The organism is Aeromonas sp. ASNIH7 (assembly GCF_002903485.1).
GTDB classification, from domain to species: Bacteria; Pseudomonadota; Gammaproteobacteria; order Enterobacterales; family Aeromonadaceae; genus Aeromonas; species Aeromonas caviae.
This window is the reverse complement of the sequence record NZ_CP026226.1, coordinates 4,541,128-4,567,800: the sequence shown is the minus strand read 5'-3', so window position 1 is coordinate 4,567,800 and position 26,673 is coordinate 4,541,128. Positions and strand designations below refer to the sequence as shown.

At 59.5% G+C, this 26,673-nt stretch carries 18 protein-coding genes and 1 pseudogene; 12 read left to right on the top strand and 7 right to left on the bottom strand.

Features of this window, described 5'->3' with window-relative positions; all coding sequences use genetic code 11:
* Positions 1-244 precede the first annotated feature (244 nt).
* From C2U47_RS21335 to rmf, 8 genes and pseudogenes are all read left to right on the top strand, one after another.
* Positions 245-5,106: pseudogene (locus C2U47_RS21335) on the top strand (NAD-glutamate dehydrogenase).
* 47 nt (positions 5,107-5,153) lie between these two features.
* A complete protein-coding gene (gene pyrD / locus C2U47_RS21330; RefSeq protein ID WP_010674765.1) occupies positions 5,154-6,164 on the top strand; it encodes a quinone-dependent dihydroorotate dehydrogenase in 1,011 nt (336 codons plus the stop codon).
* An 85-nt stretch (positions 6,165-6,249) separates the two neighbouring features.
* Complete coding sequence (locus tag C2U47_RS21325; protein ID WP_029314546.1) at positions 6,250-6,786, top strand: cell division protein ZapC; 537 nt, start codon at positions 6,250-6,252, stop codon at positions 6,784-6,786.
* Between the two features lie 307 nt (positions 6,787-7,093).
* Positions 7,094-9,265, top strand: coding sequence for a bifunctional 23S rRNA (guanine(2069)-N(7))-methyltransferase RlmK/23S rRNA (guanine(2445)-N(2))-methyltransferase RlmL (rlmKL, locus tag C2U47_RS21320; protein ID WP_010674763.1), 2,172 nt, complete (start codon positions 7,094-7,096; stop codon positions 9,263-9,265).
* Positions 9,265-9,492, top strand: coding sequence for a glutaredoxin family protein (locus C2U47_RS21315; RefSeq protein WP_010674762.1), 228 nt, complete (start codon positions 9,265-9,267; stop codon positions 9,490-9,492). Before rlmKL ends, C2U47_RS21315 begins: the two co-directional genes overlap by 1 nt.
* A gap of 72 nt (positions 9,493-9,564) precedes the next feature.
* Positions 9,565-11,475: an ATP-binding cassette ATPase Uup gene (uup, locus tag C2U47_RS21310; protein WP_029314544.1), complete on the top strand. Its 1,911-nt coding sequence runs from the start codon at positions 9,565-9,567 to the stop codon at positions 11,473-11,475.
* 8 nt (positions 11,476-11,483) lie between these two features.
* Complete coding sequence (locus tag C2U47_RS21305) at positions 11,484-13,133, top strand: DUF3466 family protein (protein WP_010674760.1); 1,650 nt, start codon at positions 11,484-11,486, stop codon at positions 13,131-13,133.
* Between the two features lie 156 nt (positions 13,134-13,289).
* Positions 13,290-13,469: a ribosome modulation factor gene (gene rmf, locus C2U47_RS21300; RefSeq protein WP_005315693.1), complete on the top strand. Its 180-nt coding sequence runs from the start codon at positions 13,290-13,292 to the stop codon at positions 13,467-13,469.
* 80 nt (positions 13,470-13,549) lie between these two features.
* Here the strand turns inward: rmf and fabA are convergent, their stop codons facing one another.
* The 4 genes from fabA to C2U47_RS21280 form a co-directional block, all read right to left on the bottom strand.
* Entirely contained in the window at positions 13,550-14,110 is a 561-nt protein-coding gene (gene fabA, locus C2U47_RS21295; protein ID WP_010674758.1) for a 3-hydroxyacyl-[acyl-carrier-protein] dehydratase FabA, read from the bottom strand.
* Positions 14,111-14,188: 78 nt separating this feature from the next.
* Positions 14,189-16,168, bottom strand: a complete 1,980-nt coding sequence (locus C2U47_RS21290) for a Lon protease family protein (protein WP_029314542.1) — start codon at positions 16,166-16,168, stop codon at positions 14,189-14,191.
* 206 nt (positions 16,169-16,374) lie between these two features.
* Positions 16,375-17,670 (bottom strand): tyrosine-type recombinase/integrase, encoded by a 1,296-nt coding sequence (locus C2U47_RS21285; protein ID WP_103261888.1) that lies wholly within the window; start codon positions 17,668-17,670, stop codon positions 16,375-16,377.
* Between the two features lie 278 nt (positions 17,671-17,948).
* Complete coding sequence (locus tag C2U47_RS21280; protein WP_039041159.1) at positions 17,949-18,254, bottom strand: YebG family protein; 306 nt, start codon at positions 18,252-18,254, stop codon at positions 17,949-17,951.
* A 220-nt stretch (positions 18,255-18,474) separates the two neighbouring features.
* Here C2U47_RS21280 and C2U47_RS21275 point away from each other — a divergent pair, with 220 nt between their 5' ends.
* The 4 genes from C2U47_RS21275 (at position 18,475) to rsmF (ending at position 23,869) form a co-directional block, all read left to right on the top strand.
* Complete coding sequence (locus C2U47_RS21275; protein WP_010674754.1) at positions 18,475-19,119, top strand: paraquat-inducible protein A; 645 nt, start codon at positions 18,475-18,477, stop codon at positions 19,117-19,119.
* Positions 19,097-19,705 (top strand): paraquat-inducible protein A, encoded by a 609-nt coding sequence (locus C2U47_RS21270; RefSeq protein WP_010674753.1) that lies wholly within the window; start codon positions 19,097-19,099, stop codon positions 19,703-19,705. Before C2U47_RS21275 ends, C2U47_RS21270 begins: the two co-directional genes overlap by 23 nt.
* Before the next feature lie 51 nt (positions 19,706-19,756).
* Complete coding sequence (locus tag C2U47_RS21265) at positions 19,757-22,309, top strand: MlaD family protein (RefSeq protein ID WP_103261887.1); 2,553 nt, start codon at positions 19,757-19,759, stop codon at positions 22,307-22,309.
* Positions 22,310-22,438: 129 nt separating this feature from the next.
* Positions 22,439-23,869 carry a 16S rRNA (cytosine(1407)-C(5))-methyltransferase RsmF gene (gene rsmF / locus C2U47_RS21260; RefSeq protein WP_103261985.1) on the top strand — a complete coding sequence of 477 codons (1,431 nt, stop codon included), beginning with the start codon at positions 22,439-22,441 and terminating at the stop codon, positions 23,867-23,869.
* A 234-nt stretch (positions 23,870-24,103) separates the two neighbouring features.
* Here the strand turns inward: rsmF and C2U47_RS21255 are convergent, their stop codons facing one another.
* From C2U47_RS21255 to C2U47_RS21245, 3 genes are all read right to left on the bottom strand, one after another.
* Positions 24,104-24,388 (bottom strand): RepB family protein, encoded by a 285-nt coding sequence (locus C2U47_RS21255; protein WP_103261886.1) that lies wholly within the window; start codon positions 24,386-24,388, stop codon positions 24,104-24,106.
* 163 nt (positions 24,389-24,551) lie between these two features.
* On the bottom strand, positions 24,552-25,580 hold the full coding sequence (locus tag C2U47_RS21250) for a site-specific integrase (RefSeq protein ID WP_103261885.1): 1,029 nt from the start codon (positions 25,578-25,580) through the stop codon (positions 24,552-24,554).
* A 302-nt stretch (positions 25,581-25,882) separates the two neighbouring features.
* Positions 25,883-26,662 (bottom strand): TatD family hydrolase, encoded by a 780-nt coding sequence (locus C2U47_RS21245; RefSeq protein WP_029314537.1) that lies wholly within the window; start codon positions 26,660-26,662, stop codon positions 25,883-25,885.
* Positions 26,663-26,673: the final 11 nt, after the last annotated feature.

Below are 26,673 nucleotides of genomic sequence, written 5' to 3'. Positions count from 1 at the left end.
CTGCTTTAAGTCACTATCTATCCGGCAAATGGCGCGGCATCCAGTGGGATTTTCTGAATTTTGCCAACTTGGCAAAATTTATCACAACCCAAGCCGTGATCTGTCCCTTGTTTTTAACATCCCGTTATCACCTTTGCTCGCCTTCCTTGATCCAAGCCATTACACTTCGCTGCAACTCTGTACCGGTGGGCATCCTGGGTGGATGTCGCCGTGTCTGTGATGTCGTCCGATAAGGAAACTAGCAATGGCATTGAAAGACGCCCCTACCTCCGTTCTGCTCGAAAACGTTCTCAGTCTGATCCACCAGAAATTGCCGAAAAACAGTGCCTCCCTGGTCGAATGTTTCGTTGCCAAGTTCTACGGCAACATGGCCAGCACTGATCTGCATGACCGCAATGACAGCGATCTCTATGGCGCCGCCCTCAGTCTGTGGAATGCCCTCAACCACCGTACCGGCATCGAGCCCTATATCCGGGTCTACAACCCCGAGCTGACCCGCCACGGATGGCAGTCTCCCCATACCATCGTCGAGATCATCCTGCAGGATTCCCCCTTCCTGGTGGACTCCATCCGCATGGCCCTCAAGCGTCTCAATATCACCGCCCACATGATGCTGCACCAGCCGCTGCACCTGATCCGCGGCGAAGGCGGCAAGATTGGCGCCATCCTGGATCTGGACAACACCGCAGAGCAGACCTCGGTGGAAACCGCCTTCCTCATCGAAATCGATCACCTGACCGGTGAAGAGGAGATGGACGCCCTGACTGCCGAGCTCAACTCGGTGGCGCGGGAAGTGGCCCTGGCGGTGGGAGACTGGCAGCCCATGCTGACGCGCCTGAACGAGATCATCGAGGAGCTGCCCAAACGCAAGAACCCGGTCAGCCAGGCCGAGGTGGACTCCTGCGTCGCCTTCCTCAAATGGGTGGCCGCCCACAACTTCACCCTGATGGGTTATCGTCGCTACGACGTCAAGGCGGTGGAGGGGATCACGAGATCCTGCCGCAGCCCGAGTCCAGCCTGGGGCTGATGAAGAACTCCATCAAGGACGAAGGCCAGCGCCTCGGCACCATGCCCGCCAGCGCCCGTCACGCGGCCCTCAGTTCCGACTTGCTGATCCTCACCAAGTCCAACAGCAAGTCCCGGGTGCATCGTCCGGCCTATGTGGATTACATCGGCATCAAGCGCTTCGACGAGCACGGCAAGGTGGTGGGAGAGGATCGCTTCATCGGCCTGTATGCCTCCTCCATCTACAACACCAGTGCGACCCAGATCCCCCTCATCAGCCACCGCCTCGAGCGCATCATGGCCGCCTCCGGCTTTGAATCGGGCTCTCATGCCTACAAGGCGCTGCTGAACGTGCTGGAAACCTACCCGCGCGACGAGCTGATCCAGGCCCGTGAAGAGGAGCTGCTGGCCACCGGTCTCGGCGTGCTGGAGATGCAGGAGCGGGACATGCTGCGCCTGTTCGTGCGCCGCGACGTCTACGGCCGCTTCTTCTCCTGCATGGTCTATGTCACCAAGGAGCGCTACAACACGGCGCTGCGGGTCAAGACCCAGCAGATTTTGCAGAAATATTTTGGCAGCAGCATCGATGTGGAGTTCAACGTCTACTTCACCGAGGGCGTGCTGGCACGGACCCACTACATAGTGCGGGTCAACAACAACAACGTGGATGTGGATGTGAACGAAGTACAGAACAACCTGATTGAAGCGGCCCGCAGCTGGGATGACCGCCTGGATTCCGTGCTGCTTTCCCACTATGGCGAGGCCCGCGGTAACGAGCTGCGCCGCCGTTTCAGCACCGCCTTCCCCCGTGCCTACAAGGAAGATGTGCTGCCGGGCTCTGCCGTCGCGGACATCATGGCCCTGGATGGATTGAGCGAGGCCGAGCCGCTTGGCATGCTGTTCTACCGCGCCCAGGAGGAGGAGAACGATCGCCGGGTACGCCTCAAGCTGTTCCACCGAAGCGAACCCATCCACCTCTCCGACGTCCTGCCCATGCTGGAAAACATGGGACTGCGCGTCATCGGCGAGACCCCGTATCAGGTACGGACCCCCACCGGCGAGGTGTTCTGGATCCTCGATTTCTCCATGCTGCTGCGGGGCGAGCAACCGTTCGATCTGGAGCAGAGCCAGCAGCGCTTCCAGCAGGCCTTCGCCGCCATCTGGAACAAGACCCTGGAAGATGACGGCTTCAACCGTCTGGTGCTGGGGGCCGGCCTCACCGGTCGTCAGGTATCCGTGCTGCGGGCCTATGCCAAATACATGCGCCAGACCGGCGTCTCCTTCAGTCAGTCCTATATCGAGGAGACCCTGACCCGTTATCCGGATATCGCAGAGCTGCTGTTCACTCTGTTCGAACAGCGTCTGGATCCGGCCGGCAAGCAGGACGCCAAGGTGCCATCGCAAGATGCCAAGGCATCCGCCAAGCTGCATGAGCAGCTCGCCGCCAAGCTGGATCAGGTCGCCAACCTGGATGACGATCGCATCATTCGCCGCTATGTGGAGATGATCGACGCCACCCTGCGCACCAACTACTACCAGCTGGACAAGGCGGGCAACATCAAGCCCTACATCTCCTTCAAGCTGGCCCCCTCCAGCATCACCGACATGCCGCTGCCGCTGCCGAAGTTCGAGATCTTCGTCTACTCCCCGCGAGTGGAAGGGGTACACCTGCGCTGGGGCAAGGTGGCCCGTGGCGGCCTGCGCTGGTCCGATCGCAAGGAGGACTTCCGCACCGAAGTGCTGGGTCTGGTGAAAGCCCAGCAGGTGAAGAACACCGTCATTGTGCCGGTGGGCGCCAAGGGTGGCTTCTATTGCAAGCAGATGCCGGCAGGCGCCCCCCGTGCCGTCATCCAGGAGGAGGGCAAGGCCTGCTACCGTCTGTTCATCCGCGGCCTGCTCGATGTGACCGACAACATCATCGGCGGCGAGGTGATCCCGCCAAAATCCGTGGTGCGTCACGACGAGGATGACTACTACCTGGTAGTGGCGGCCGACAAGGGCACCGCCACCTTCTCCGACATCGCCAACGAGATAAGCCTCGAATACGGCCACTGGCTCGGCGATGCGTTTGCCTCCGGCGGCTCGGTGGGCTATGACCACAAAAAGATGGGCATCACCGCCCGCGGCGCCTGGGAATCGGTCAAGCGCCACTTCCGTGAGATTGGCATCAACTGCCAGACCACCGACTTCACCTGCGTGGGTATTGGGGACATGGCCGGCGACGTGTTCGGCAACGGCATGCTGCTCTCCGAGCACATCCAGCTGGTGGGCGCCTTCAACCACATGCACATCTTCGTCGACCCGACCCCGGATGCGGCCAGGAGCTTCGTCGAGCGCAAGCGCCTGTTCGAGCTGCCGGGCTCGAGCTGGGATGACTACAACCGTGAGCTCATCTCCAAGGGGGGCGGCATCTTCCTGCGCTCGGCCAAGTCCATCAAGCTGAGCCCCGAGATGCAGACCCTGCTCGGCACTGACAAGGCCAGCATGGCGCCGAACGAGCTGATCAAGGCCCTGCTCTGTCTGAACGTGGACCTGCTCTGGAACGGCGGCATCGGCACTTATGTGAAGAGTGCCCGCGAGAGCGACGCCGACGTCGGGGATCGCAGCAACGACGTGCTGCGAGTCAACGGTCGCGATCTGCGTGCCCGCATCGTGGGCGAGGGTGGCAACCTGGGCTTCACCCAGCTCGGCCGGGTGGAGTACGCGAGCCAGGGTGGTCGCATCAACACCGACTTCACCGACAACGTGGGCGGCGTGGACTGCTCCGACAACGAGGTGAACATCAAGATCCTGCTGAACCAGCTGGTGGCCGCCGGGGATCTGACCCTCAAGCAGCGCAACCAGATGCTCTACGAGATGACGGATGCGGTGGCGCAGGTGGTCATCACCAACGCCTATCGCCAGTCCCAGTCCATCTCGGTCACGGCGTTCCGTGGCGCCGAGCAGCTCAAAGAGCAGCAGCGCTTCATCCAGGGGCTGGAGCGGGAAGGCAAGCTGGACCGCGGCCTCGAGTTCCTCCCCACCGACGAGGAGCTCTCCGAGCGGATGGCGGCGGGGCAGGGGCTGACCCGTCCCGAGCTGGCGGTGCTGGTGGCCTACGGCAAGATGGTGCTCAAAGAGCAGCTCAACTGCCCGGAAGTGACCGACGAGCCCTTCCTGGCCAACATGCTGGTCACCAGCTTCCCGACCCAGCTGCAGCAGCAGTTCGGTGCGGCCCTTGCCCAGCATCCGCTGCGCGGCGAAATCATCGCGACCCGGGTGGCCAACATGCTGGTCAACGACATGGGGCTCAACTTCGCCAGCCGGATGAAGGACGAGACCGGTGCCTCGGTGGCCGAAGTGGCCTGCTGCTTCGCCATGGCCCGCGAGGTGTTCGGCCTCAATACCCTGTGGCGCGACATCGAAGGGTGTGACAACCAGGTGGATGCCAACACCCAGCTCGAGCTGATGTTCTACAGCCGCCGCATTGTACGCCGCGCCACCCGCTGGTTCCTGCGTGCCCGCAACCGCAGCTGGAGCATCGGCGAGAACATCGCCTTCTTCCGCCCGGCCTTCGAGACCCTGGCGGAGCACCTCTACGAGGTGATGGACGAGAGCGAAGTGGCCGAGCACCAGCAGGCGGTCGCGGCCCTGGTGGCCAAAGCGGTACCCGAGCAGATTGCCCGTCAGGTAGCCCACATGAGCAGCCTGTTCTCCTGCCTGGATCTGGCGCAGATCGCCGCGGAGCACAAGACCGACATCCTGCGCGCCGCCAACGTTTACTACCGTCTCGGTGCCAAGCTGGATCTGCACTGGTTCCTCGAGCAGATCAACCATCAGCCGGTGGGCAACCACTGGCAGGCGATGGCGCGGGCCTCCTTCCGCGAAGATCTGGACTGGCAGCAACGCAGCCTCACTTCCGTGGTACTGGAAGGGTGCAAAGAGCAGGGGGAATGCGCTACCATACTGGCCGACTGGATTTCGGAGCATGAGCAGCTCTTGTCCCGTTGGACCCATATGTTGGCCGACTTCAAGACTACCAGCACCCACGAGTTCGCCAAGTTCTCGGTGGCCTTGCGAGAGTTGAACCTGCTCCAGTTGAATTGCCGAACCTCGGCATAACCCCAAAAGCCCCGGCCAGTTGCCGGGGCTTTTTTTAAGGAGCAAGCATGCTGTACCCACTCGCCAGGCATTTCCTGTTCAAACTCAATCCGGAGCAGGCTCACGATCTCTCCATCAAATATTTGCCCCGCCTTCTCGGTACACCGCTCGATTGTTTCTTCCGCAACACCCTGCCAAAACGCCCCGTCACCGTCATGGGGCTTAATTTTGCCAATCCGGTGGGCCTGGCCGCGGGATTGGATAAAGACGGGGAGTGCATCGATGCCTTCGGCGCCATGGGGTTCGGTTTCATCGAGGTCGGTACCGTGACCCCCAGACCCCAGAGCGGCAATGACAAGCCACGTCTCTTCCGGGTGATCCCGGCCGAGGGGATCATCAATCGCATGGGATTCAACAACAAGGGAGTCGATCACCTGGTGGCCAAGGTGAAAGAGGCCAAATATCAGGGGGTGATCGGCATCAATATCGGCAAGAACAAGGACACCCCCATCGAGCAGGGCAAGGATGATTACCTTCTCTGCATGGACAAGGTGTATGACCACGCCGGTTATATTGCGGTCAATATTTCCTCGCCAAACACCCCGGGTCTGCGTCAATTGCAATATGGCGATGCACTGGATGAACTGCTGGCCGCATTGAAACAGCGCCAACAGGAGCTGGCCGAGAAATATAAAAAGTATGTGCCGCTGGCCGTGAAAATTGCCCCGGATCTGTCACTCGATGAAATAGATCAGGTAGCCGCCTCTTTGATCAAGAACCGTATTGACGGTGTCATCGCCACCAATACCACTCTGGAGCGGGAGATGATATATGACATGCCCCATGCCGCAGAGGCTGGCGGGCTTAGCGGTCGTCCGCTCCAGCACAAGAGCACCGAGGTTATTCGCCACCTGGCCAAGGCCCTCGACGGCGCCCTGCCCATTATCGGTGTGGGTGGTATCGACAGCGCCATGGCGGCTCGGGAAAAACTGGCAGCGGGTGCCAGTCTTGTCCAGATTTACAGCGGCTTTATTTATAAAGGGCCGAGTCTGGTCAAAGAGATCGTTACCCATATTTAAAAAATAACCGGTTGCCCTTATTTAACGTTGCTCAAATTCTCGACATGGAATAAAGTCGAGGGACGGCTTAGATAAGGGCACCACCATGTGTATTCAACCCAATGACAATTGGCAGTGGCATTATGACGCTCAGGATGATCGCCTTATGCTGGATTTGTCCGATCGCATGATATTTGCCACCGAATATAAAGGTCGACAACTTGTTCCCTGTTCTTTCACCACCCAGCCTTTTTGCGTGGATGATGCCGCCCTCTATTACCAGTTGATGGACAAGGCCGCTGAACTCGACTGGAGTACGCCCCACCAGGTCCAGCTGGTCCTCAATGCCATCGCCGTCAGCCGTTTTTATAAACCCCTGATGCCGCAAAGCTGGTTCTTTCATGAACAGCAGGCCCATGTTATTCCGGATATGGGATCCCTGGTGTGGATGGATACGCCCCACGGTAGGGGGGAATTCATGGTCATCGAAGCCGGCGATCAGGCGAGTGTTTGCCTGAACCTGACCGACGAGCTGGTGCTGACCAACAGCAAGACGCTGCCGCGCTTTGCCGTGATCAAGGTGATGAATAACCGGATGCAAGCCAGAGTTCGGGCACAGACACAATATCGGGAAGTGGGCTGACGACGGGGCCGTTATATGGCGACGAATAAGTCCGTTATAGGCCTGCTATATTGGTCTGATATTTAAGCGCTCAGTCTCTCTCTTGTTCCATTATTTGTCTTTTTCCTTCGTCTGGTCGTCACGACCATTTTCTGCCTGGTCCGGGCAAGATTTTCGAATTCTTTACGAATGTGATGGTAGACAACTGCCAGCCAAGAGCGGGATCCTGTCGCCCGCAAGGGGGAGGGGAGCGTTTGCCGCGCCTCTTGCCGTTTATATGGCGCCTTTGTCCAAGGTTCGAGTGCCGAGCGCGGGCCGATAAGGTATAATGCGGCACTATTTTTATGGCATCCCCGTGAGCGTGATGAAAGAATTTTTTGCAACCTGCCCCAAAGGGCTGGAAAACCTGCTGGCCGTTGAGCTGACCAATCTGGGTGCAGAGCAGGTCCGTGAGACCGTGGCCGGCGTCCACTTCAAGGGCGAACTGGCCATCGGCTACAAGGCCTGTCTGTGGAGCCGCTTTGCCTCCCGAATCGTGCTTGTGCTCTCCGAGTTCCAGATGAACGACGATCTGGACCTCTACCTCGGGGCCCATACCATTCCCTGGGAAGATCACTTCTCCGGTACCGCCACCATCGCGGTGGACTTTACCGGTACCAACGCCTCCATTCGCAATACCCAGTACGGTGCCCTGAAGATCAAGGACGCCATCGTCGATCGCTTCACCAAGCGCGGTCACGTGCGCCCGGATGTGGACAAGAAGTCCCCGGACATTCGCATCATGGCGCACCTTGGCAAAGGCAAGGCCAATATCACGCTGGACTTGTCAGGCCCGGCGCTGCACCAGCGCTTCTATCGCCAGGGCACCGGCGAGGCGCCCCTCAAAGAGAACCTGGCGGCGGCCATGATTGCCCGCAGCGGCTGGGCCGGCGAGCCCATGATGGACCCCATGTGCGGCTCCGGTACCCTGCTGATTGAAGCGGCCTTCATCGCTGCCGACATGGCGCCTGCGCTGCGCCGTGAGCGCTTCGGTTTCGATCGCTGGCTGCAACACGATGGTGAACTGTGGCAGAGTCTGATGATGGAAGCCCAGGTACGTGCCAAGCGCGGCATGCAGCGCTGCGAGGTGAAACTGTTCGGTTGCGATGCGGATACCCGGGTCCTGATGAAGGCCCGTGACAACGCCAAGGCCGCCGGCGTGGATCATCTCATTACCTTCAAGCAGGCCGATGTCACCAAGCTGGAAAATCCGCTGCCAATGCCGGCTGTGGAAGGAGAGAGCCGTCAGGTCGGCATGCTTATCTCCAACCCGCCCTATGGCGAGCGTCTCGGTGAATTCCCGGCGTTGCTGGAAGTGCATCAGGCCCTTGGCGATGCCCTGCGCCGCGGCTTCCAGGGGTGGAAGGTCACCATTCTCTCCGCCTCTCCCGAACTCCTGAGCTGCCTGCGCCTGCGTGCCGACAAGCAGTATCGCCTGTTCAACGGCGCCCTCGAGTGCCAGCTGCGCAACTACCAGATCGCCCTCGATGCCGTCGCTTCCCAGAAAGAGGTGGCCCAGGACTTTGCCAACCGTCTGCGCAAGAATCTGAAGACCCTCGAGAAATGGGCGAGCAAGGAGAACCTCGATTGCTACCGCCTCTATGACGCGGACTTGCCGGAATACAACGCCGCCATCGACCGCTATCAGGATTATCTGGTGGTACAGGAGTACGCGGCGCCCAAGGACATTCCCGCCCAGAAAACCCGCCAGCGTCTGCTGGACATGGTGCAGGCCGCCATCAAGGTGACCGGCATGGACGGCGAGAAGGTGATCCTGAAGGTGCGCGAGCGCCAGGAAGGCAAACAGCAGTACCAGAAGCTCTCCGAAGAGCAGCACCGGATGGAAGTGCAGGAGTACGGTGCACGCCTCTGGGTCAACCTCTACGACTATCTGGACACCGGCCTCTTCCTCGACCACCGTCAGACCCGCCGCATGCTGGGCCAGATGGCTCGGGGCAAGCGCTTCCTGAACCTGTTCGCCTACACCGGCAGTGCCACCGTGCACGCGGGGCTCGGCGGCGCCCGCGAAACCACCACGGTGGACATGTCGCGCACCTACCTCAACTGGGCCCAGGACAACATGCGCCTCAACTCGCTGGTGGGCCGCGAGCACAAGTTCGTGCAGGCGGACTGCCTGAAGTGGTTGTCGGAAGCCGACGAGCAGTACGACCTCATCTTCATCGATCCGCCCACCTTCTCCAACTCCAAGCGGATGGACGAGAGCTTCGACGTGCAGCGGGATCACCTGCTGTTGATGCAGCACCTCAAGCGCCTGCTCGCGGCGGACGGCACCCTGGTCTTCTCCAACAACAAACGCCACTTCAAGATGGACTTGGCCGGCCTTGACGCCATCGGTCTCAAGGCGCAGAACATCACGAACAAGACCCGGCCCAAGGACTTCGAGCGCAACCAGCATATCCACAACTGCTGGATCATCACCCACGCCGAGGCACAAGGCTGATGCTGACCCTGTTTCACACCGACGGCTGCCACCTGTGCGAACAGGCGTGGACGCTGGTGGAACAGGCCGGGATGGCCGCGCAGACCCGCCGCTGCGACATCCTGGAGGAGGAGGCCTGGCTCGAGGCTTACCGGGTGCGCATCCCGGTGCTGCAAGACAGTGCCGGCCGGGAGCTGGGCTGGCCCTTCACCCTGGGGGAGCTGCAAGGCTGGCTGGCACAGGGGTGAGCAGGATTTGACGACAAAACGGGGGCAGATTCACGCTGCCGCCCGTTTTTTCATAAGCAATAAGGAACAAACATGGCTCTTTTGACATTGCACGGCGCGTCCCTGTCGTTCAGTGATTTTCCGCTGCTCGACCATGCCGAGCTCACCATAGAGCGGGGCGAGCGCCTCTGTCTGGTGGGTCGCAACGGGGCGGGCAAGTCCACCCTGATGAAGGTGATTGCCAGCGAACTGCCGCTGGACGACGGCCGTCTGGTGTTGCAACAAGATTTGAAAGTGACCCGCCTCGAGCAGGATCCGCCCGCCTCGAGCGAGATCACCGTGTTCGATTACGCCGCAGAAGGGCTGGCCGGGGTAGGGGAGCTGCTCAAGCAGTACCACCATGTCTCCCACGCCCTGGCGCACGACCCTTCCGATGCCAACATTCGCACCATGAGCCAGTTGCAGGAGCAGCTCGACTATCAGAACGGCTGGCAGTACGAAACCCGCATCAATCAGGTGCTGACCCTGCTCGATCTCGACCCTGATGTGACGCTCGACAGTCTGTCTGGCGGCTGGCTGCGCAAGGTGGCTCTGGCCCGCGCCCTGGCGTGTGACCCGGACCTGTTGCTGCTGGACGAGCCGACCAACCATCTGGACATCGATGCCATCAACTGGCTGGAAGAGTTCCTCAAGGACTTTCGTGGCGCCATCGTCTTCATCTCCCACGACCGGGAGTTCATCCACAAGCTGGCGACCCGGATCATCGATCTCGATCGCGGCGTGATCACCTCCTGGCCCGGTAACTATGACGAATATCTGCAAGGCAAGGAGGAGTGGTTGCGGGTCGAGGAGCTGAAAAACGCCGAGTTCGACCGCAAGCTGGCCCAGGAAGAGGTGTGGGTCCGCCAGGGGATCAAGGCGCGTCGTACCCGCAACGAGGGACGGGTGCGGGCCCTCAAGGCGATGCGCATGGAGCGCACCCAGCGCCGGGAACTGCAGGGCAAGGCCAAGCTGCAACTGGACGAGGCGGGCCGCTCCGGCAAGCTGGTGTTCGAGACCGAGGGGCTGGGGCTGGACTTTGGTGATCGCACCCTGTTCCAGGGACTGGATCTGCAGGTGCTGCGCGGGGACAAGATTGCTCTGGTTGGCCCCAACGGCTGCGGCAAGTCGACCCTGATCAAGCTGCTGATGGGCCAGCTCGAGGCGAGCCGTGGCTCGGTGCGCCAGGGGACCAACCTGGAAGTGGCCTACTTCGATCAATACCGTGAGCAGCTCGATCCCGAGAAGACGGTGGTGGACAACGTGGGGGAGGGCAAGCAGGAGGTGATGGTTCGCGGCCGCTCCCGCCACATCCTTGGCTACCTGCAGGACTTCCTGTTCGAGCCCAAGCGGGCGCGCACCCCGGTCAAGGCCTTGTCAGGGGGCGAGAAAAACCGTCTACTGTTGGCCAAACTCTTCCTCAAACCCAGTAACTTGTTGATTCTGGATGAACCAACCAACGACCTGGATGTCGAAACGCTGGAATTGCTGGAAGAGCTGCTCACCGATTATCCGGGCACCCTGCTGCTGGTCAGCCACGATCGCCGTTTCATCGACAATACCGTGACCGGCTGCTGGCTGTTTGAAGGGGATGGACGGATCAGCGATTATGTCGGGGGCTACGCCGACATGATGGCCACACGAGCCCTGCAGGCCGCCCAACAGACGGCCAAGCCGGCCCCGGTCAAGGTGGCAGAGCCTGTCGCATCGGCAGCGGAGCCTGCGAAAAAAACACGAAAACTCTCTTACAAGTTGCAACTGGAGCTGGATAATCTGCCAGCCCGGCTGGAACAGTTGGAAATGGAACTCGATGCCCTGCAGGCCGAGATTAACCACCCCGGTTTCTTCTCCCTGCCAGCAGAGCAGACCCAGCCCAAACTGGATGCATTGAATGCGGCAGAGGCCGCATTGGAACACGCCTTCTCCCGTTGGGAGGAGTTGGAAGCGTTGAAACATCAAGACTAAGGAAGTAGATGAAAAAGCAATTATCCATGCTGGCCATCCTGGTCGGCGCCAGCCTCAACGCGCAGGCGGCACAAAGCTCCTTTTTCACCATCGTCGATGACGAAGTCAAAGGCTATGCCAGCGGGATCAGCGGCGATGCCAACGGCCTCATCGGGCTCAACACCAAGAACAACATGGCGGAATACTTCTCCACCGTGCGGTTTGCCGACTTCCTGGTGGATCGTTTCCGTTTCGAGCAGGGTTGCATGCTCTCCAACTCGGTCTGCAACTCCTTCTGGAGCGACAACTCGGGCTTTGCCTACCAGTGGCGTCGCGACTTCCTGGACAAGGTGGATCAACGCAGCAACCTGGGCTACGTGACCAGCTCCGAGGTCGATGGCCTGGTGACGGCCCTCGGGGATGTTCCGGAGGATCGGGTCGGTTACAAGATGAATGGCAAGCTGCGCACCGCCTTTGCCGTGGTCAATGACGGCAACCCGGTCGAGCTCAAGGATGCGGCCAGCACCCACGGCCTGAGCGTACCCACCTCCATCAAGAAGCTGGACAACGGTCAGTATCTGGTGACCGGTACCGCGGCCAGCGACAAGTATCGCCACAAGGTGGGCGGTGATTTCTACAAGTGGTGTTTCGAGACGGGCAATGACAGCCAGTACGGTGACTTCCGCTACTGCCCCGGGGTCGATACCCAGGCGAGTTTCTGGCTGCTCAACAGCTCGGGCGGGTTCAACAAGCTGATGCAGGCCGGCACCTATGGCCATCAGCGTGACGAGGTGCTGCAAACCGCTTCTGCACTGGGCGTGGCCAAGTACAACGGCACCCTCTACGGCGTGGGCTACAGCTCTACCGGCGAGGTGGGCACCGGTGATCTGGATGGCCGCAACCTCGCCAGCTACTGGACCCTGGATACGGCTGCCGGCACCGTGGGCACCACCAAGATCATCCCGCTGCCGGATGGCGAGCCTGGCAAGGACGATGCCAAGCTGCAACACAGCTGGGCCGTGGCCGTCAACGACAACGGCTACGTGATCGGCAACCAGCGCTATCGCATCAACAAGGGTCAGAACCGCCCGGTGGAGATGTTCCTGTTCAACCTGAGCAAGCCGGGTACGGCGGCCAGCCTTCCTCTTCAAGACAAGCCGGTCTCGGGGGCAGGCTCGGAAGCGGCCGCCATCAACGAGCACAACATGGTGGTTGGCTGGCGCGACTCCCGCCATCAGACCCAACCGGTGGTCAATGGCACCAACCGCATGCAGGAAGCCTTCCTGCTGAACGCGGCCGCCCCGGCCAACAGCTGGTATCTGAACGATCTCATCTGTGGCAAGGATGACGCCGGCAACAAGCAGTGTGCCCAGAACGGCAAGTACTATCACATCGCTTATGCCAGCGGCATCAGCAGCGACGGCACCATTGCCGCGACGGCGTATCGCTATGACAGCGAGAGCGACCTCAACAAACGCGCCAACGCCACCGTGGTCGCCGTCAAACTGACGCCGGCCGTGGCGGATTATCAGGGCAATGCCCCGGCCAGCTATGTGGTCAGCAATGCGCCGGTCAACAACCAGACCGGTCAGGATGGTGGCGAGGGCGGTGGTGGCAGCCTGTTCTGGTTGACTCTGCTGGCGCTGCCCTTTGCCTGGCTGCGTCGCTATCAGCGATAAATAAGTGTCATCAAAAATTAATGCAGTTCAGTATCTTGTGTCACAACCCCTGAATAGCATGGAATTTTTGTTTGACCCTGCCTCCCCCCTGGGGTAAAGATGAAGGCGACCGGTGAAAAACTGGTCGCTTTTTTTGTTCCACGAAGAGGGTCGTAGATGATGAAGAGACAGAAACGGGACCGTCTGGAGAGAGCTCGCGCTCGTGGTTATCAGGCTGGCGTAGTCGGCAAACAGAAAGAAGCGTGTCCGTACCAGTGCCTGGATGCCAGGGGCCATTGGCTTGGTGGTTGGCGCGATGCCATGGAAGGGCGAGGCTCAGGCCTCTTCATGAAGTAACCGATACTTCATCACTCATTACAAAAGGAAAGGGGCCATCGTGGCCCCTTTACGTTGTCTCTGCTCACCCAGGAGCAGGATCAGAATGCGGTGGTGTCTTTGAACAGGCCCACTTTCAGATCGGTGGCGCTGTAGATGGGGCGACCATCCACTTCCACGACGCCATCGGCAATGCCCATGACCAGTTTGCGGTTGATGACGCGCTTGAAGGTGATTTTGTAGGTGACCTTCTTGGCCGTCGGCAGGATCTGGCCGGTGAACTTGACTTCACCGACACCCAGCGCACGTCCCTTGCCAGGACCCCCTTTCCAGCCCAGGAAGAAGCCGACCAGTTGCCACATGGCATCCAGGCCCAGGCAGCCAGGCATGACGGGATCGCCGGGGAAGTGGCAGTCGAAGAACCAGAGATCCGGCGTGATATCGAGTTCAGCCAGGATTTCACCCTTGCCGTGCTCGCCGCCATGGTCGTTGATCTTGACGATGCGATCCATCATCAGCATGTTGGGGGCGGGCAGCTGGCTGTTACCTTCACCAAATAATTCGCCACGGCTGCAGGCAAGCAGCTCTTCACGGGTAAAGGACTCTTTGCCTTGTTCGCACAGGGAGAGGCGGGGATCAGTGGTGTCGTTATCTAGGGTCACGCTGTTTATCCTTCATATGGGTCAAAGCCGGGCCAATTTAGCTTACAGATGTTCGCCAAACAACTCCGATCACTTCATTTAACGGCCAAGCAGCCGGTCCAGCAGGCTGCGCAGCAGGCCGCCACTCTTGGTTGCCGTGCCATTGAGTTCGTCCAGTCTCTCCTGGATGCGGCCAAACAGGGTATCCGGCATGTCAGGCTCCCCAGCAACGCAGCCGGTGAGCAGCTCGATTGCCTCTTCCACGTGATCCACCGGGTGGATGTGGAACTGGCCGGCCTCTACTGCCGCGATCACTTCATCAGAGAGGTTGAGCTGCTGGGCGTTGGTGCCTGGCAGCAGAATGCCTTGCTTTCCGGTGAGACCGTGGATCTTGCACACCCGGAAGAAGCCCTCAATCTTCTCGTTCACGCCGCCCACGGCCTGCACATTGCCGAACTGGTCGACCGCACCGGTCACGGCGAAGTGCTGATAGATGGGCTGGCGGGCGAGGGCGGAGAGCAGGGCACACAGGCCGGTCAGGGAGGCGCTGTCACCATCGATCTCGTGGTATGACTGCTCGAACACCAGGTTGGCCGAGAGCGGCGAGGGGTTCTCTGCGCCGAACTTGTTGGAGAGGTAGCCGTGGATGATCATCATGGCCTTGGCGTGAATGTGCCCGGCGAGCTCCGCCTTGCGCTCGATGTCAGCAACATCGCCATCCCCGAGGTGGACGGTCGCGGTGAGGCGTACCGGCTCCCCGAAGTCATAGGGATGGCCGGCCACCTGGATGACGGAAAGCCCGTTGATCTGGCCAACCTCTTCACCGTCGGTCTGCAGCAGGATCTGGCCGTCGATGACACCCTGATCCGATTGCTCCACCAGATAGTTGAGGCGGTAATCCTGTTCTTCCAGGGCGAGCAGGATATGTTCGTCAGTGACGCAGATCGCTTCCAGCTCGCGGGCCAGGCTGTCGGCCATGCGCATGATGGCGCCGAGCTGTACCTCGGAGAGGGATAGCCACTCCTGGTGGTCACACAGGCGGCTGGCATGGCGACAGAGGGCGAGGAGGGCACCTGGGGTGAAATCCAGCAGCGCCCAGCGCGCTCGCAGCCAGGCGAGATATTGCAGGAAGGCGGGGAGATCTTCCTCGATGTTCACTTCGGAGACCAGATCGGCACGCAGGAAGATGCGCTCCGCCATGTCCCTGTCCAGCATCTGGAATTCCGCCACGTCCAGCCTGTCACCGACCAGGATCAACTTGAACCGGATGGGGGTCGCCTCCGGGGTGAAGAACGGCGTCAGCGTCTTGCCTTCCTGATAGGCATTCCAGTCCAGCTCGCCTTTTTGCATGGCGTTCTTGAGCTTGAACCAGAGATGAGGCTGATCCAGCAGCTCATCAAGCTGCAGTATCAGGTAACCACCGTTGGCTTCCCGCAGCAGACCAGGTTCCAAAAGGTGCTGGTTGGCGTAAACGGAGCCTTGTTCCGTCTGATAGTTGATGGAACCGAACAAGGTATCCCAGTTCAGGTCACGGCCGTAGACGACAGGGGCTTGCTGATCCTCATGATGGATCAGCAGGTTGATGAGCACCGGGTGCTGGAACTCGAGGCCCTGGGCGACATGGGCGGCCAGATCGGAGAGGAAATCCACGATCTTGGGGTCGTTGTTCTGTTTGCGGATGATCCGGGTGACCAGCCGCTCGGCGTCGAGATGGTGGCTCATCAGCTTGAGCAGCTCACCGACCATTTCGCAGAACTCGAAACCCGAGCCCGGTTGCAGGCGCAGCCAGATGGGCTTGAAAGGGTTGTTGAGATTCTCGGTATAACAGAGATCGAACAGGTCGCCATCCTTGCCATTCGAAGAGGCGATCAGGGTCTGGCAGACATTCTCGTAATCTGCACCGGGGAAACCGTTGAGGATCATGACCGGGCAGTCACCATCAAAACTGGCCAGCCGTTTGATACCCGAAATCGCTCTGGGTTGCAGGGCGGCAAACGGAATGGGGTCGAGTTCGCCAAGTGTGGGGAACTGCTCAATCGAGAAAGCGGGTTTTAATTGTTCTGATGTTAATTCAGCCACTTAAGACATCCGGTCGGGGATAGGATCAATTGCCACCATTATACACAGTTCGGTTGAGGGTGACAGAATACCAAGATATCTGATTTAACATAATATGCATTATGCGCGGTGTCGGAATTATGAGTCCCAGGGCATGGTCAATCAAGGATTGTCTTTAGGTCCCGCGTCTTGGTTATGAGTGCAGTTTTATTGTTCACCACTGGTTATCAATCATATGTTCGGTTCTGGTCGAGCAAGTGGTCCAGCGGCTTGCGGCTGGCACTCTCGTGACGTTCCCGGTTGCCGGTGTGCAGGTACTTGGAGGTGGTGTCGATGCTGTCGTGTCCCGCATCGGCTTGTACGTGGGATAAAGGCCGGCCGTGCAGATTGATGTCATGGGTGATACCGGTATGGCGAATGGAGTGCGGCGTCAGGGTTCGCATTTCAGCGGCATCCTGATCAAAACCGTCTTGTTCGGCGAGGCTTGCGGCCTGTTCAAATACCGCCATTACCAAGTCTCGTAGCTGGCGGATACCCAGATTGGCATTGAGTTCGCCTTGTTCGCGGCCATGGGCCGCCGCCTTGTGGCGTACGAACAGCGGGGTCTGCTCCCCGGGGGCCGGCAGTGGCGAAAGTCCAAGAAAGGTACGATAGCGAGCCAGGGCTTCGAGCAGAGCTTGAGAAACGGCTACGGTGCGACGTTTACCGCCTTTGCTGCGGGGAATGTCATAACCCCAGACGCCCGTTTTGGCGTCACGTCGAAACTGGCCCATGACGGGGCTGAAACCCGGCCTGGCCGCCACCTCGGAAATCCGCAGATAACAGGCATACATCAGACTGATGAGAAAGCGGCTGCGCTCATGTTGTGCCGGGCATTCGGCAGCGAGCTGTTCGGCGGCTTGCATCACATAGGACCATTGCAGTTCGGTGAAGGATTGCGCGTCTTCACCAGCCTCCTGGGGGCCCGCACGTTTAACCCGCTGCAGCAGGAGCGCCGGATTGCGATCCATGTACTCCTCCTGGATGAGAAACTGGAAGAAGGCGGACAAAATGGCGAGTTTTGTCTTCATCGCCTGCTCACTCAGTCGATACGGCAGCTCCCGGCCCAGTTCCCGCTTGCCAAGAAACGGACGCCACAGGGGGTTTGGCAACCGTTCCCCCCACTCCTTGTCGAGCACGAACTGGGCGACGTTGCGATAGGCAATCAGTCCGGACGGTGGCGCCTGGCAATAGTCGAGATAGCGCATCATGATGCGCCTGGTGAGATCCCTGGGGCTGATGGCCACCTCGCAAAAACACCAGTGCAAAAAAGTGGTCAGCTCACTGCGATAGGTCTTGTAGTTGTTTTCGCTGTGGCGCTGCTCCAGCAGCCAGTCGACGGCCAGCTCATACACGATCCCCGCGTCGGGGACCTTGCCAAGACTCAGGGTGGCGAGGTATTGGTTGACCTGGGGATTGCCCGCCTCAAGGTGGTCCACGTTATCGAACAGTGGCATGGCGGGTGGAAGTGCTGGATGAGTCATGATGGTGTGTGATGTCGGTTGAATGTTTTGAACGGGGCCGCCCCCCTGATGCCGATAAATGGGGTTATCGGCATCAGGGCTTGCAGTGCGCCTTGGGGGCAACGACCTGAGGCATCTTGCTGTGATACCCCATGATGACGAGCAATCGGCATATTCAATGAATATGCAGTGTGGTTAGAAAGTTCTCGGGGAAAATAGTCGTGATAATGACTTAAGTTGCACTTTTCATGAATGAGAGAGCGGCTTCTGCCTCACATCCCCTTCCCCGCCCTTTCGTCTCAAGCCACGCTCTTCAGGGGCTTCCCCTTTGGCAGTTCAGTATCCAGCTTGTCTTCTTTGGGGGGATTCCCCTGCCCTTTTCCACCGCGCAATACCTGCTGCAACTGATCCCGCTGCTCGGCCAGATAAAAGGCCAGACTCTCCTGCTGCTCCGGTGCAAGCGCGACCGGCGCACCCGCCAGCAGTGTCATCAGCTCATCGGCGGTGTCCAGCAGTTTGTCATAGGCATCCGCCTCTTTCTTGCTGGCAAAGGTCATCTTCTCCACTCCCCCACGTACCACAACATACTTGATCTCAACGGCCATCGCGGCGCCCTCCTGATGATAGTGATTACAAGTATATGTACGTATATACAGTATTGCAAATACCCTCAGCATGTCGGCGTGCATCGCCAGCTCCTGCTTGGCTAGCGGCGGCCAGTTCACAGCGGAAAACACGTCTTTTCAAAGGGGGCTGTGCAGCGCGGCAAGACAGGGCAGGCGTTTTAAGGTAAATTTCATCAATTCCTTCAACAGGTTGAATCGTATGTCGGATCCGCACTCGGTGATTGTCTGTCCGGCCTGTGACTTGCTGATCGAACGCAAGTTGCTGCCGTTGCGCCGTCACGCCCATTGCCCCCGCTGTCATCAGCATCTCTATGGGCGCTATGCCTTTCGCCCTTCCCAGTTGATGGCGCTGACCATCACCGGATTCCTGTTGCTGCCTTCCGCGTTTTTTGAGCCTTTGATCTATCTTCGTCTGGCGGGCGTGAACTCGGACGCCAACCTGATCAAGGGAATTATGATGCTGTATGCCGAGAGCGAGCTCTGGGTGGCAACACTGGTGCTCTGGTGCGCCGTGCTGGCGCCGACAGGGCTGCTGCTCGGGATCTTTGCCCTCGCCTCCGGCCTGGCCAAGCGCTGGCATCTGCTGGCGTGGACCCTCAAAGCGGTCGAGGTATTTCGCCATTGGGCCATGCTGGAGGTGTACATCGTCAGCCTGCTTGTCGCCCTGTTCAAGCTTATCGACATCGCCGACGTGCGCCTGGGAGGCGGTCTGCTGAGCCTGGGTTGTCTGATGCTGCTCAACATGACGTTGCTGATCCTCTTTGATCCTGCCCCTTACTGGGAGCGGATTCCGCTGCAACACGCCTCCCGGGAGCCGGACCATGTCCCCGATCAGCGCCCGTGAACTGGGGCTTTGCCGCTGCCATACCTGCGGGTTGCTGGTGCGCCATCAACATGGCATGAGCTGCCCTCGTTGTCACACCCCCTTGCAGATGCGCATTCCCCATTCCCTCGCCTGGTCATGGGGCCTGCTGGCGCTGGCCACCTTCATGTTGTTGCCTGCAAACCTGCTGCCCATCACCCACTTCTACAACAAGGGATTATTGCAGTCCGATACCATTTTCAGCGGTATCATGGCGCTCTATCGCAGCAAGATGTCCGGCATCGCCACCATAGTGCTCACCGCGAGCATCATTGTGCCCATCGGCAAGATCCTGGGTCTTGGCTGGATCTGCTGGCAGTTGCAGCGCAGCAAGCCGGTGCGCCGCAAACGCCAGCTCGTCATGTACCGCATCATCGATTTCATCGGACGCTGGTCCATGCTGGACCTGTTCGTCATCTCGCTGATGGTGGCCCTGGTGGATCGCGGCGTGCTGCTCAACGTGCGTGCCGGCCCCGGGGCGACGGCGTTCGCCGGCGTGGTGGTGCTCACCATGATGTCGGCCAGGATGCTCGATACCCGCCTGTTGTGGGACAAGGCGGCCCGTTAATGTTTTTTGTGTCGAACGCGCTGTGCATCACAGCCAATGTAAGGAGTCGGTATGGTCGGGGCTGAGCCCGTCATTGAGAAGCACCGCTGGTTATCCCCGGTCTGGTTGCTGCCCTTCATCGCCCTCTTGCTGGCGGGAGGCTTTCTCTACCAGCAGTGGACGAGCAGTGGTCAACTCATTCGCATCAACTTTGCCCAGGGCAACGGTATCTTGCCGGGCAAGACCCAGTTGCGCTATCAGGGGGTCGCCATCGGCGTGGTCCAGGAGCTGGAACTGGCACAGGATGGTCGCAAGATTGCGGTGCTGGCCAAGGTGGACAGCCGTGCCCGCTCCCTCATACGCAAGGGCTCCGACTTCTGGCTGGTGAGTCCCAAGGCGTCACTGACCGAGATCTCCGGCCTGGACACCCTGGTGTCCGGCAACTACATCAACCTGCAACCCGGACGGGAGAACAACCCGCTGGAGGATGAGTTCGATGCCCTGGATGGCCCTCCCCCCGGTTATCAGGCCCAGGGGCGCACCCTGCACCTGACAGCCGATTCTCTGGGGTCGGTGGGCATCGGCGCCAAGATCTATTTCCGCGGGCTGGAGGTGGGCAGTGTCATCAACACCCGTCTTGGGGAAGAGAACCAGAACGTGATCCTGGATCTGGTGATCGAGCCGCGCTTCGAGCACCTCGTCAAGGCGGATACCCGCTTCTGGAACATCAGCGGCATCAAGGGCTCCTTCAGCCTGGCTGGCGTCAGCGTGGAGGCGGGCAGCCTCACCTCCATCCTGAGCGGCGGCATTGCGTTTGACTCCCCCAAGGATTCTCCCGTGGCGCAAAAGGGGGTCAACTTCATCCTCTACAAGGGGCTGGCCGAGGCCGCCCGGGGTGAGCGCATCACCATCCAGGCGGGGACTCTGCCCATCAAGGAAGGGATGCCCATCCTCTATGAGGGCATCGAGATTGGACGAGTCGACCCCATTCGCCTCACCGAACAGGGGCGGAGCGTGACGGCCCTCATCAACCCCGAACAGGCGTTCCGGGTGACCGGCAAGAGTCGTCTGGTGTGGGAGACGGTCTCTCTCTCCCCTGCCGGGATCAAGCATGCGGATCGCCTGCTGGCCGGGCCCGCCATTCGTCTGGACTATGAACCCGGTAAACGGGTCAACACCATGACCCTGGAGAGCCAGGCACAGCGCGGCGGCATCAAGCTGACCCTGCAGGCAGAGGATCTCGCTGGTTTGAGCGAAGGGGCTCCGCTCTGGTTCAAGGGGTTGCAGATAGGTCAGCTCGGGGCACTGACCCTGGATGTCGGCGGCAATGCCAGTGTCGAGCTGCTGGTGAACGAGCGTTATCGCCATCTGCTGCAACGGGCTCGCTTCTATCGCGCCGCCCCCTTGCAGGTGGAGGCGGACCTCAGCGGTATCAAGGTGGAGACCAGCCCGGCCAGTGCCTGGTTGGCGGGGGGCATCAAGCTGGTACAGGCTGCGAAGGGTGACAGGATTGACCGCCTCTACCCCAGCCAGGAGCTGGCCCTGCTTGGGAGCCGCCATGCCAAAGCGGTCAGCTGGACGCTGCGTGCCGCTCAGGCTGATGGTATCGGTGTGGGCTCCCCCGTCTTCTACCTGGGACTGGAAGCGGGCAAGGTCAAGGCGCTGGATGCCGATGGTCGCGGTGTGGCCATCACCCTGGAGATCGATGCCATCTATGCTCCTTTGCTCAAGCAGCAACCTCAGTTCTGGAAGAAGGCCGCCATCGACGGCAAGATCCGGCTCGACGGCGTGCAGGTCAAGATGGGGAACCTCGCCACCCTGCTGCGTGGTGCCATCGAATTCGACAAGCTGGGGACAGGTCGCAGCAGTCATCAGCTCTTTGACAGCAAGGAGCAGGCAAGCTCCCAGGTGCGCACCCTCACCCTCACGGCGGATCACAACCCGGGTCTCGGGGTCGGCAGCCCCATCCGCTATCGCGGAGTGGACATCGGCAAGGTGGAGCAGGTGGAACTGGATCCGACCCTGGGCCAGGTAAGCTTCAAGGCCGAGCTGAATGAGCAATATGCCGCGCGCTTCCTGCAATCCGGGGCGCGCTATGCCCTGGTGCAGGCCAAGGTCGGGCTGGGGGGCGTTGCCCACCTCGATACCCTGATCAAGGGGGCCTTTGTGGAGGCGACACCGGGCCGGGGGGCTGGCAAGGAGACCTTCCCCTTGAGCCAGAGTGGCCCCGCCGGTCTTGCCCTGACCCTCAAGAGCCCCTCCGTCGATGGCATCAGCGTGGGCAGCCCCCTGCTGTTTCGCAAGATGGTGGTGGGCAGCGTCACCGGCGTGACCCTGGCCCGGGATGGCAGCGAGGTACTGATCGATGTGAATGTGGATGGACAGTACGCCCATCTGATACGCGCCAACAGCCGCTTCTGGAATGTCTCCGGGGTCAAGGCCGATATCGGTCTGACCGGTGGCACCATCGAGGTCGAAACGGTGCAAAGCCTGCTGGCGGGCGGAATTGCCTTCAATACGCCGGAGCGGGAGATGGGCGCGACCGTCAAGGCGGGCCATCGTTATCCGCTTCATGCCAAGGCGGAAAAAGAGTGGCTGGAGTGGAGTCCCCGCATCTTGCCCTGAGTTATTCCCCTGCTCGTCAAAAACCGGCCTTGTGCCGGTTTTTTTATGGCCTCATGGACTCCCCCATCAAGAAGGGCCGCGCACTGTGGTAAGATGTCGCCCCTCATTTTGGGTCAGCGAGATTGCGCCGTGCACGACAACACCTACCTCCCCGATCACTTCCTGCGTCACATTGCGGAGTTCATGCCATCCCATCTCTCCATGGAGGCATTCGTGGCGAGTTGCCGGCAGCCGCTGCGGCGCAGCATCCGGGTCAACACCCTCAAGGTCACGGTATCCGAGTTTGTCGCCCGCATGGCGCCGCTTGGCTGGCAGCTGGATCCCGTGCCTTGGTGTGAAACCGGCTTCTGGCTCACCCGCAGTGATGAGAGCGTTCCCCTTGGCAACACGGCCGAGCATCTGTGCGGCCTCTTCTATATTCAGGAAGCGAGCTCCATGTTGCCGGTGACGGCGCTCTTTGCCAGTGAGCAAACCAGAGGGGATGGCATGTTGCTGGACGCGGCCGCCGCCCCTGGCTCCAAGACTACCCAGATCGCGGCGCTGATGGAGAACCGCGGCATGCTGATCGCCAACGAGTTTTCCAGCAGCAGGCTGAAAGTGCTGAGCGCCAATATCCAGCGCTGCGGTGTGACCAACGTCGGCATGACCCATTTCGATGCCAAGGTCTTTGGCCAATGGCTGCCGGAAACCTTCGACGCCATCCTGCTCGACGCCCCCTGCTCCGGGGAGGGGACAGTGCGAAAAGATGAAGACGCACTGCGCAACTGGAGCCTGGAGAGCATCGAGGAGATCGCCGCGGTGCAGCGTGGCCTGCTGGAGAGCGCTTTTCACGCCCTCAAACCCGGCGGCGTACTGGTCTACTCCACCTGCACCCTGAGCCTGCAAGAGAACCAGGACGTCTGTCAGTCACTGCAAGAGAAGTTCGGCGATGCCTTCAGCTTTGACTCGTTGGCCGATCTCTTTCCGGGAGCGGAGAAAGCCTGTACGCCGGAGGGATACCTGCATGTGTGGCCCCAGATCTTCGACAGTGAGGGCTTTTTCGTTGCCCGGTTGCACAAGCATCACTCCGTGCCCAACACCATGTTCAAACCTGGCAAGCTCGGCAAGTTCCCCTTCTCACCGCTGCCAGAGAAAGAGGCCGGCCCCATGCTGCGGGAGATTGAAGGGCATTTTGGCATCGTGCCCCATGGCCAACTGTTTGGCCGCAATGACGAGATCTGGCTCTTCCCTCATGCCTTCGAGCAGGTACAGGGGAAGCTGCGTTTCGATCGCATCGGCATCAAGCTGGCTGAAACCTTCAAGAAGGGATATCGATTGACCCATGAATGGGCTCTGGCTTACGGCCATGAGGCGAGCAAGGGATGCGTCGAGCTGGATGCCGCCAATGCCCGTGAATTCATGATGGGACGAGATGTCTGGCCAGAGCAGGATGCCGGGAGTGGGGAAGTGATCGTTCGTTACCAGGGGCACCCGCTCGGCATGGGGAAATGGGTGGGGAGTCGCATCAAGAATGCCCTGCCCCGGGAGCTGGTACGGGACAACAACCTGTTCAATGCGTGAGAGTGGGGTCGCTCGAGCAAAAACAGCGCCTGTTCGAGTCTGAAAAACCCCCACTCTGGTTGAACTTTTATCCGGTTCTTGAAATGCCTAGAGCCTTGTCTAAGCTTAAGGCTATCCGCATACCAGTTAGCGCACGGCTCTGCAAGGAGCCAATTCCCCTATGCCAGGTACAAGGAATTCGTACCTGGCTTTTTTTGTCTTCCTTTTTCAACCATGCCGGCACGATACCATCGTCTATTCGAGCATGTCTGCCGACTCGGGGACATCGCTCTGCTGCGCGTTGGTCGTTTGTTGCAGTTCGTGCTGATAGAGCAGATCGATCGCCTGCTCGATGAGGGATGCCTGACTGTCTTCCAGATGCAGGCCGAGTTCATGCAGCCGCTCGGCGTGACGGTTGCTTATCCAGCATTGCAACCGGCTGTGGGTTTCCTGCTTGCGCTTTACATGTTGACGCTGGCGTTCGGCGTTCTCTTGAGCGGCGCTTTTCTTCAATTCCTGGCTGCCGTGCCCCTCTGACATATCATTGTCGCGAATGTTATCTCTCATTTTTCGTTGGCATCTTCTACGAAAGTAAATCGGATTACGACTCTCCCACCGTCATGATGTCTGTGGAGGACGGATTGAATATACCATCAGATCAACAGGATATCATTTAACATAAAAAAAGCAGGGGCGCGGTTTGCTATAACAACCCATCCAGGGCGTGATCGGAGAACTTGTGTGCATCATCGAAATATTCCTGCAAGGTGCGCATGTCCTTGTGCCTTGTCACCTCGATGATCTTGTTCATCGGTTTGCCCGCCGTTACCGCAGAGGTGATGAATCCCCGCCGCAAACTGTGGCCACTGACGTGGAGATCGTCGATGGCCTGGCCGGTTCGCCGCTTGATCATCAGGTTGATACCTTGCGGCCCCAGGGGGTCTGCCATCAGCTGTCCCCAGCGATTCATCCGGCGAAACAGGGGGCCCTCAGCAATCCGGCTTTTTTTCAGCCATTGTTGCAGTGCAGAGACCGGGCAATACCGGGTACCTGGAATGAGTGCTATCTCCGATTCATGGAGCTGATGTTTGCTTGGTTTGAGACGAAGGCGTATCCCCTGCCCCACAAACTGCACGTCATTCACCTCGATCCTGGCCGCTTCCGATCGGCGCAAGGCGCCACTGAACATCAGGAGCAATAGGGTGTAATCCCGAAGTCCCGCCAGGTTGCAGGTATCTATCTCGTCCAGCACGCAGGCCAATGGTTTCAGGGTCAGCGCCCCCGTTTTGCGTTTGCGGTTATCACCGAGCCGTACTATGCCCCGCATCATCTCCTTTATCTCCGCATGCTCAGTCGGCATGGGGTGGATCCCCTTCTGCTTGAAGGCATAACGAATGCCGGCAAGCCGTCTTACTAGGGTGGCCGGTTTGCGAGGCTCCCCGTTGCGAAGCTCCCCCTTCCCTTCTTCCTTGTCGAGCCAGACCCAGTTGGCCAGGATGCCGTCGGCCTGATCCGCCAAAAAATTCATGATGTCGTGGTGTGTCGTCTGCAAGGGATCCAGCCCGTGGAGTTGGCACCAGGAGACAAAGATGCGGGTATCTGCCTGATAGGCATTGAGGGTGGAGTCGGCTTTGGCGCTGCGCAGGAAGCGTCTTGCCCGGCTGTTCAGCTGAGGATCGAAGACGCTCTGCAAGGATTGCTGAACTGGGTTTTGAAGGCTTGGGTAGTTCACTTAACTCTATGATTTAAAGCGGAGTTTCGGTGGATCTTACAGGATCATCCAGATCTATCAAGTATCGATAATGAATATTATCGATACTTATGAAGAGTGCTTTAACCCATTTCAGCTCCCTCATTTATTTCTCAAGTACCCTGTCATCTCTACTCCGTTTTATCAGGATTGTGGATTTAATCTCATCAGTATCCACCGCAAAAAAAAAGTGAGAGATAACAACTTGGCGTGATTGTTTTTGGATGGGTAATGATAATGCTGATTGTCATAGTAAAACGCCCCGCTATGCGGGGCGTTGTCTGTTATCGCTTTGCCAACTTGAACAATTCGAAGAAATTGTGGCTGGTGGCCTCCGCCAATTCAGCGAGCGATATCTGGCGAAGATCCGCGATAAATTGGGCGACGTCGCGAACAAAGGCCGGCTCATTCTCCCTCCCCCGGTGCGGAACCGGTGCCAGATAGGGAGAGTCGGTTTCAACCAGCAGTCGCTCCAGGGGCAACGCCTTGACCACGGCCTGCAGGGCTGAGGCGTTCTTGAAAGTGGCTATTCCCGAGATGGAAATGTAGAACCCCATGGCCATCGCGGCCTCGGCCATTTCGAGGGACTCGGTGAAGCAGTGCAGCACTCCGCCCACCTGTTCGGCCCCCTCCTCTCGCATGATCCGCAGCGTGTCTTCCTGGGCATCCCGGGTGTGGATGATGAGCGGTTTGTTCAGTGCCCGGGCTACACGAATATGTTCGCGGAAAGAGGCTTGCTGTACATCCTTGTTTTCCGGTGAATAGAAGTAGTCGAGCCCGGTTTCGCCGATGGCCACCACTCTCTCATCGGCCGCCTGAGTCAGCAGCAAGGCAGCATCCACCCCGGGATCCTGATTGAGCGGGTGGACACCGCAGGAGGCAAACACCTGGGGATAGGGAGCGATGGCCTCCATCATGGTCGGGAACTGGGCCTGGGTCACACTCACGCAGAGAAAATATCCCACGCTCTGCTGCGCCGCCTTGGCCAATACATCGGCCATGTCGGTCTGCTTGGAGCCATAACTCAAGCGATCGAGATGGCAATGGGAATCAACGAGTAACATAGACAACCTTG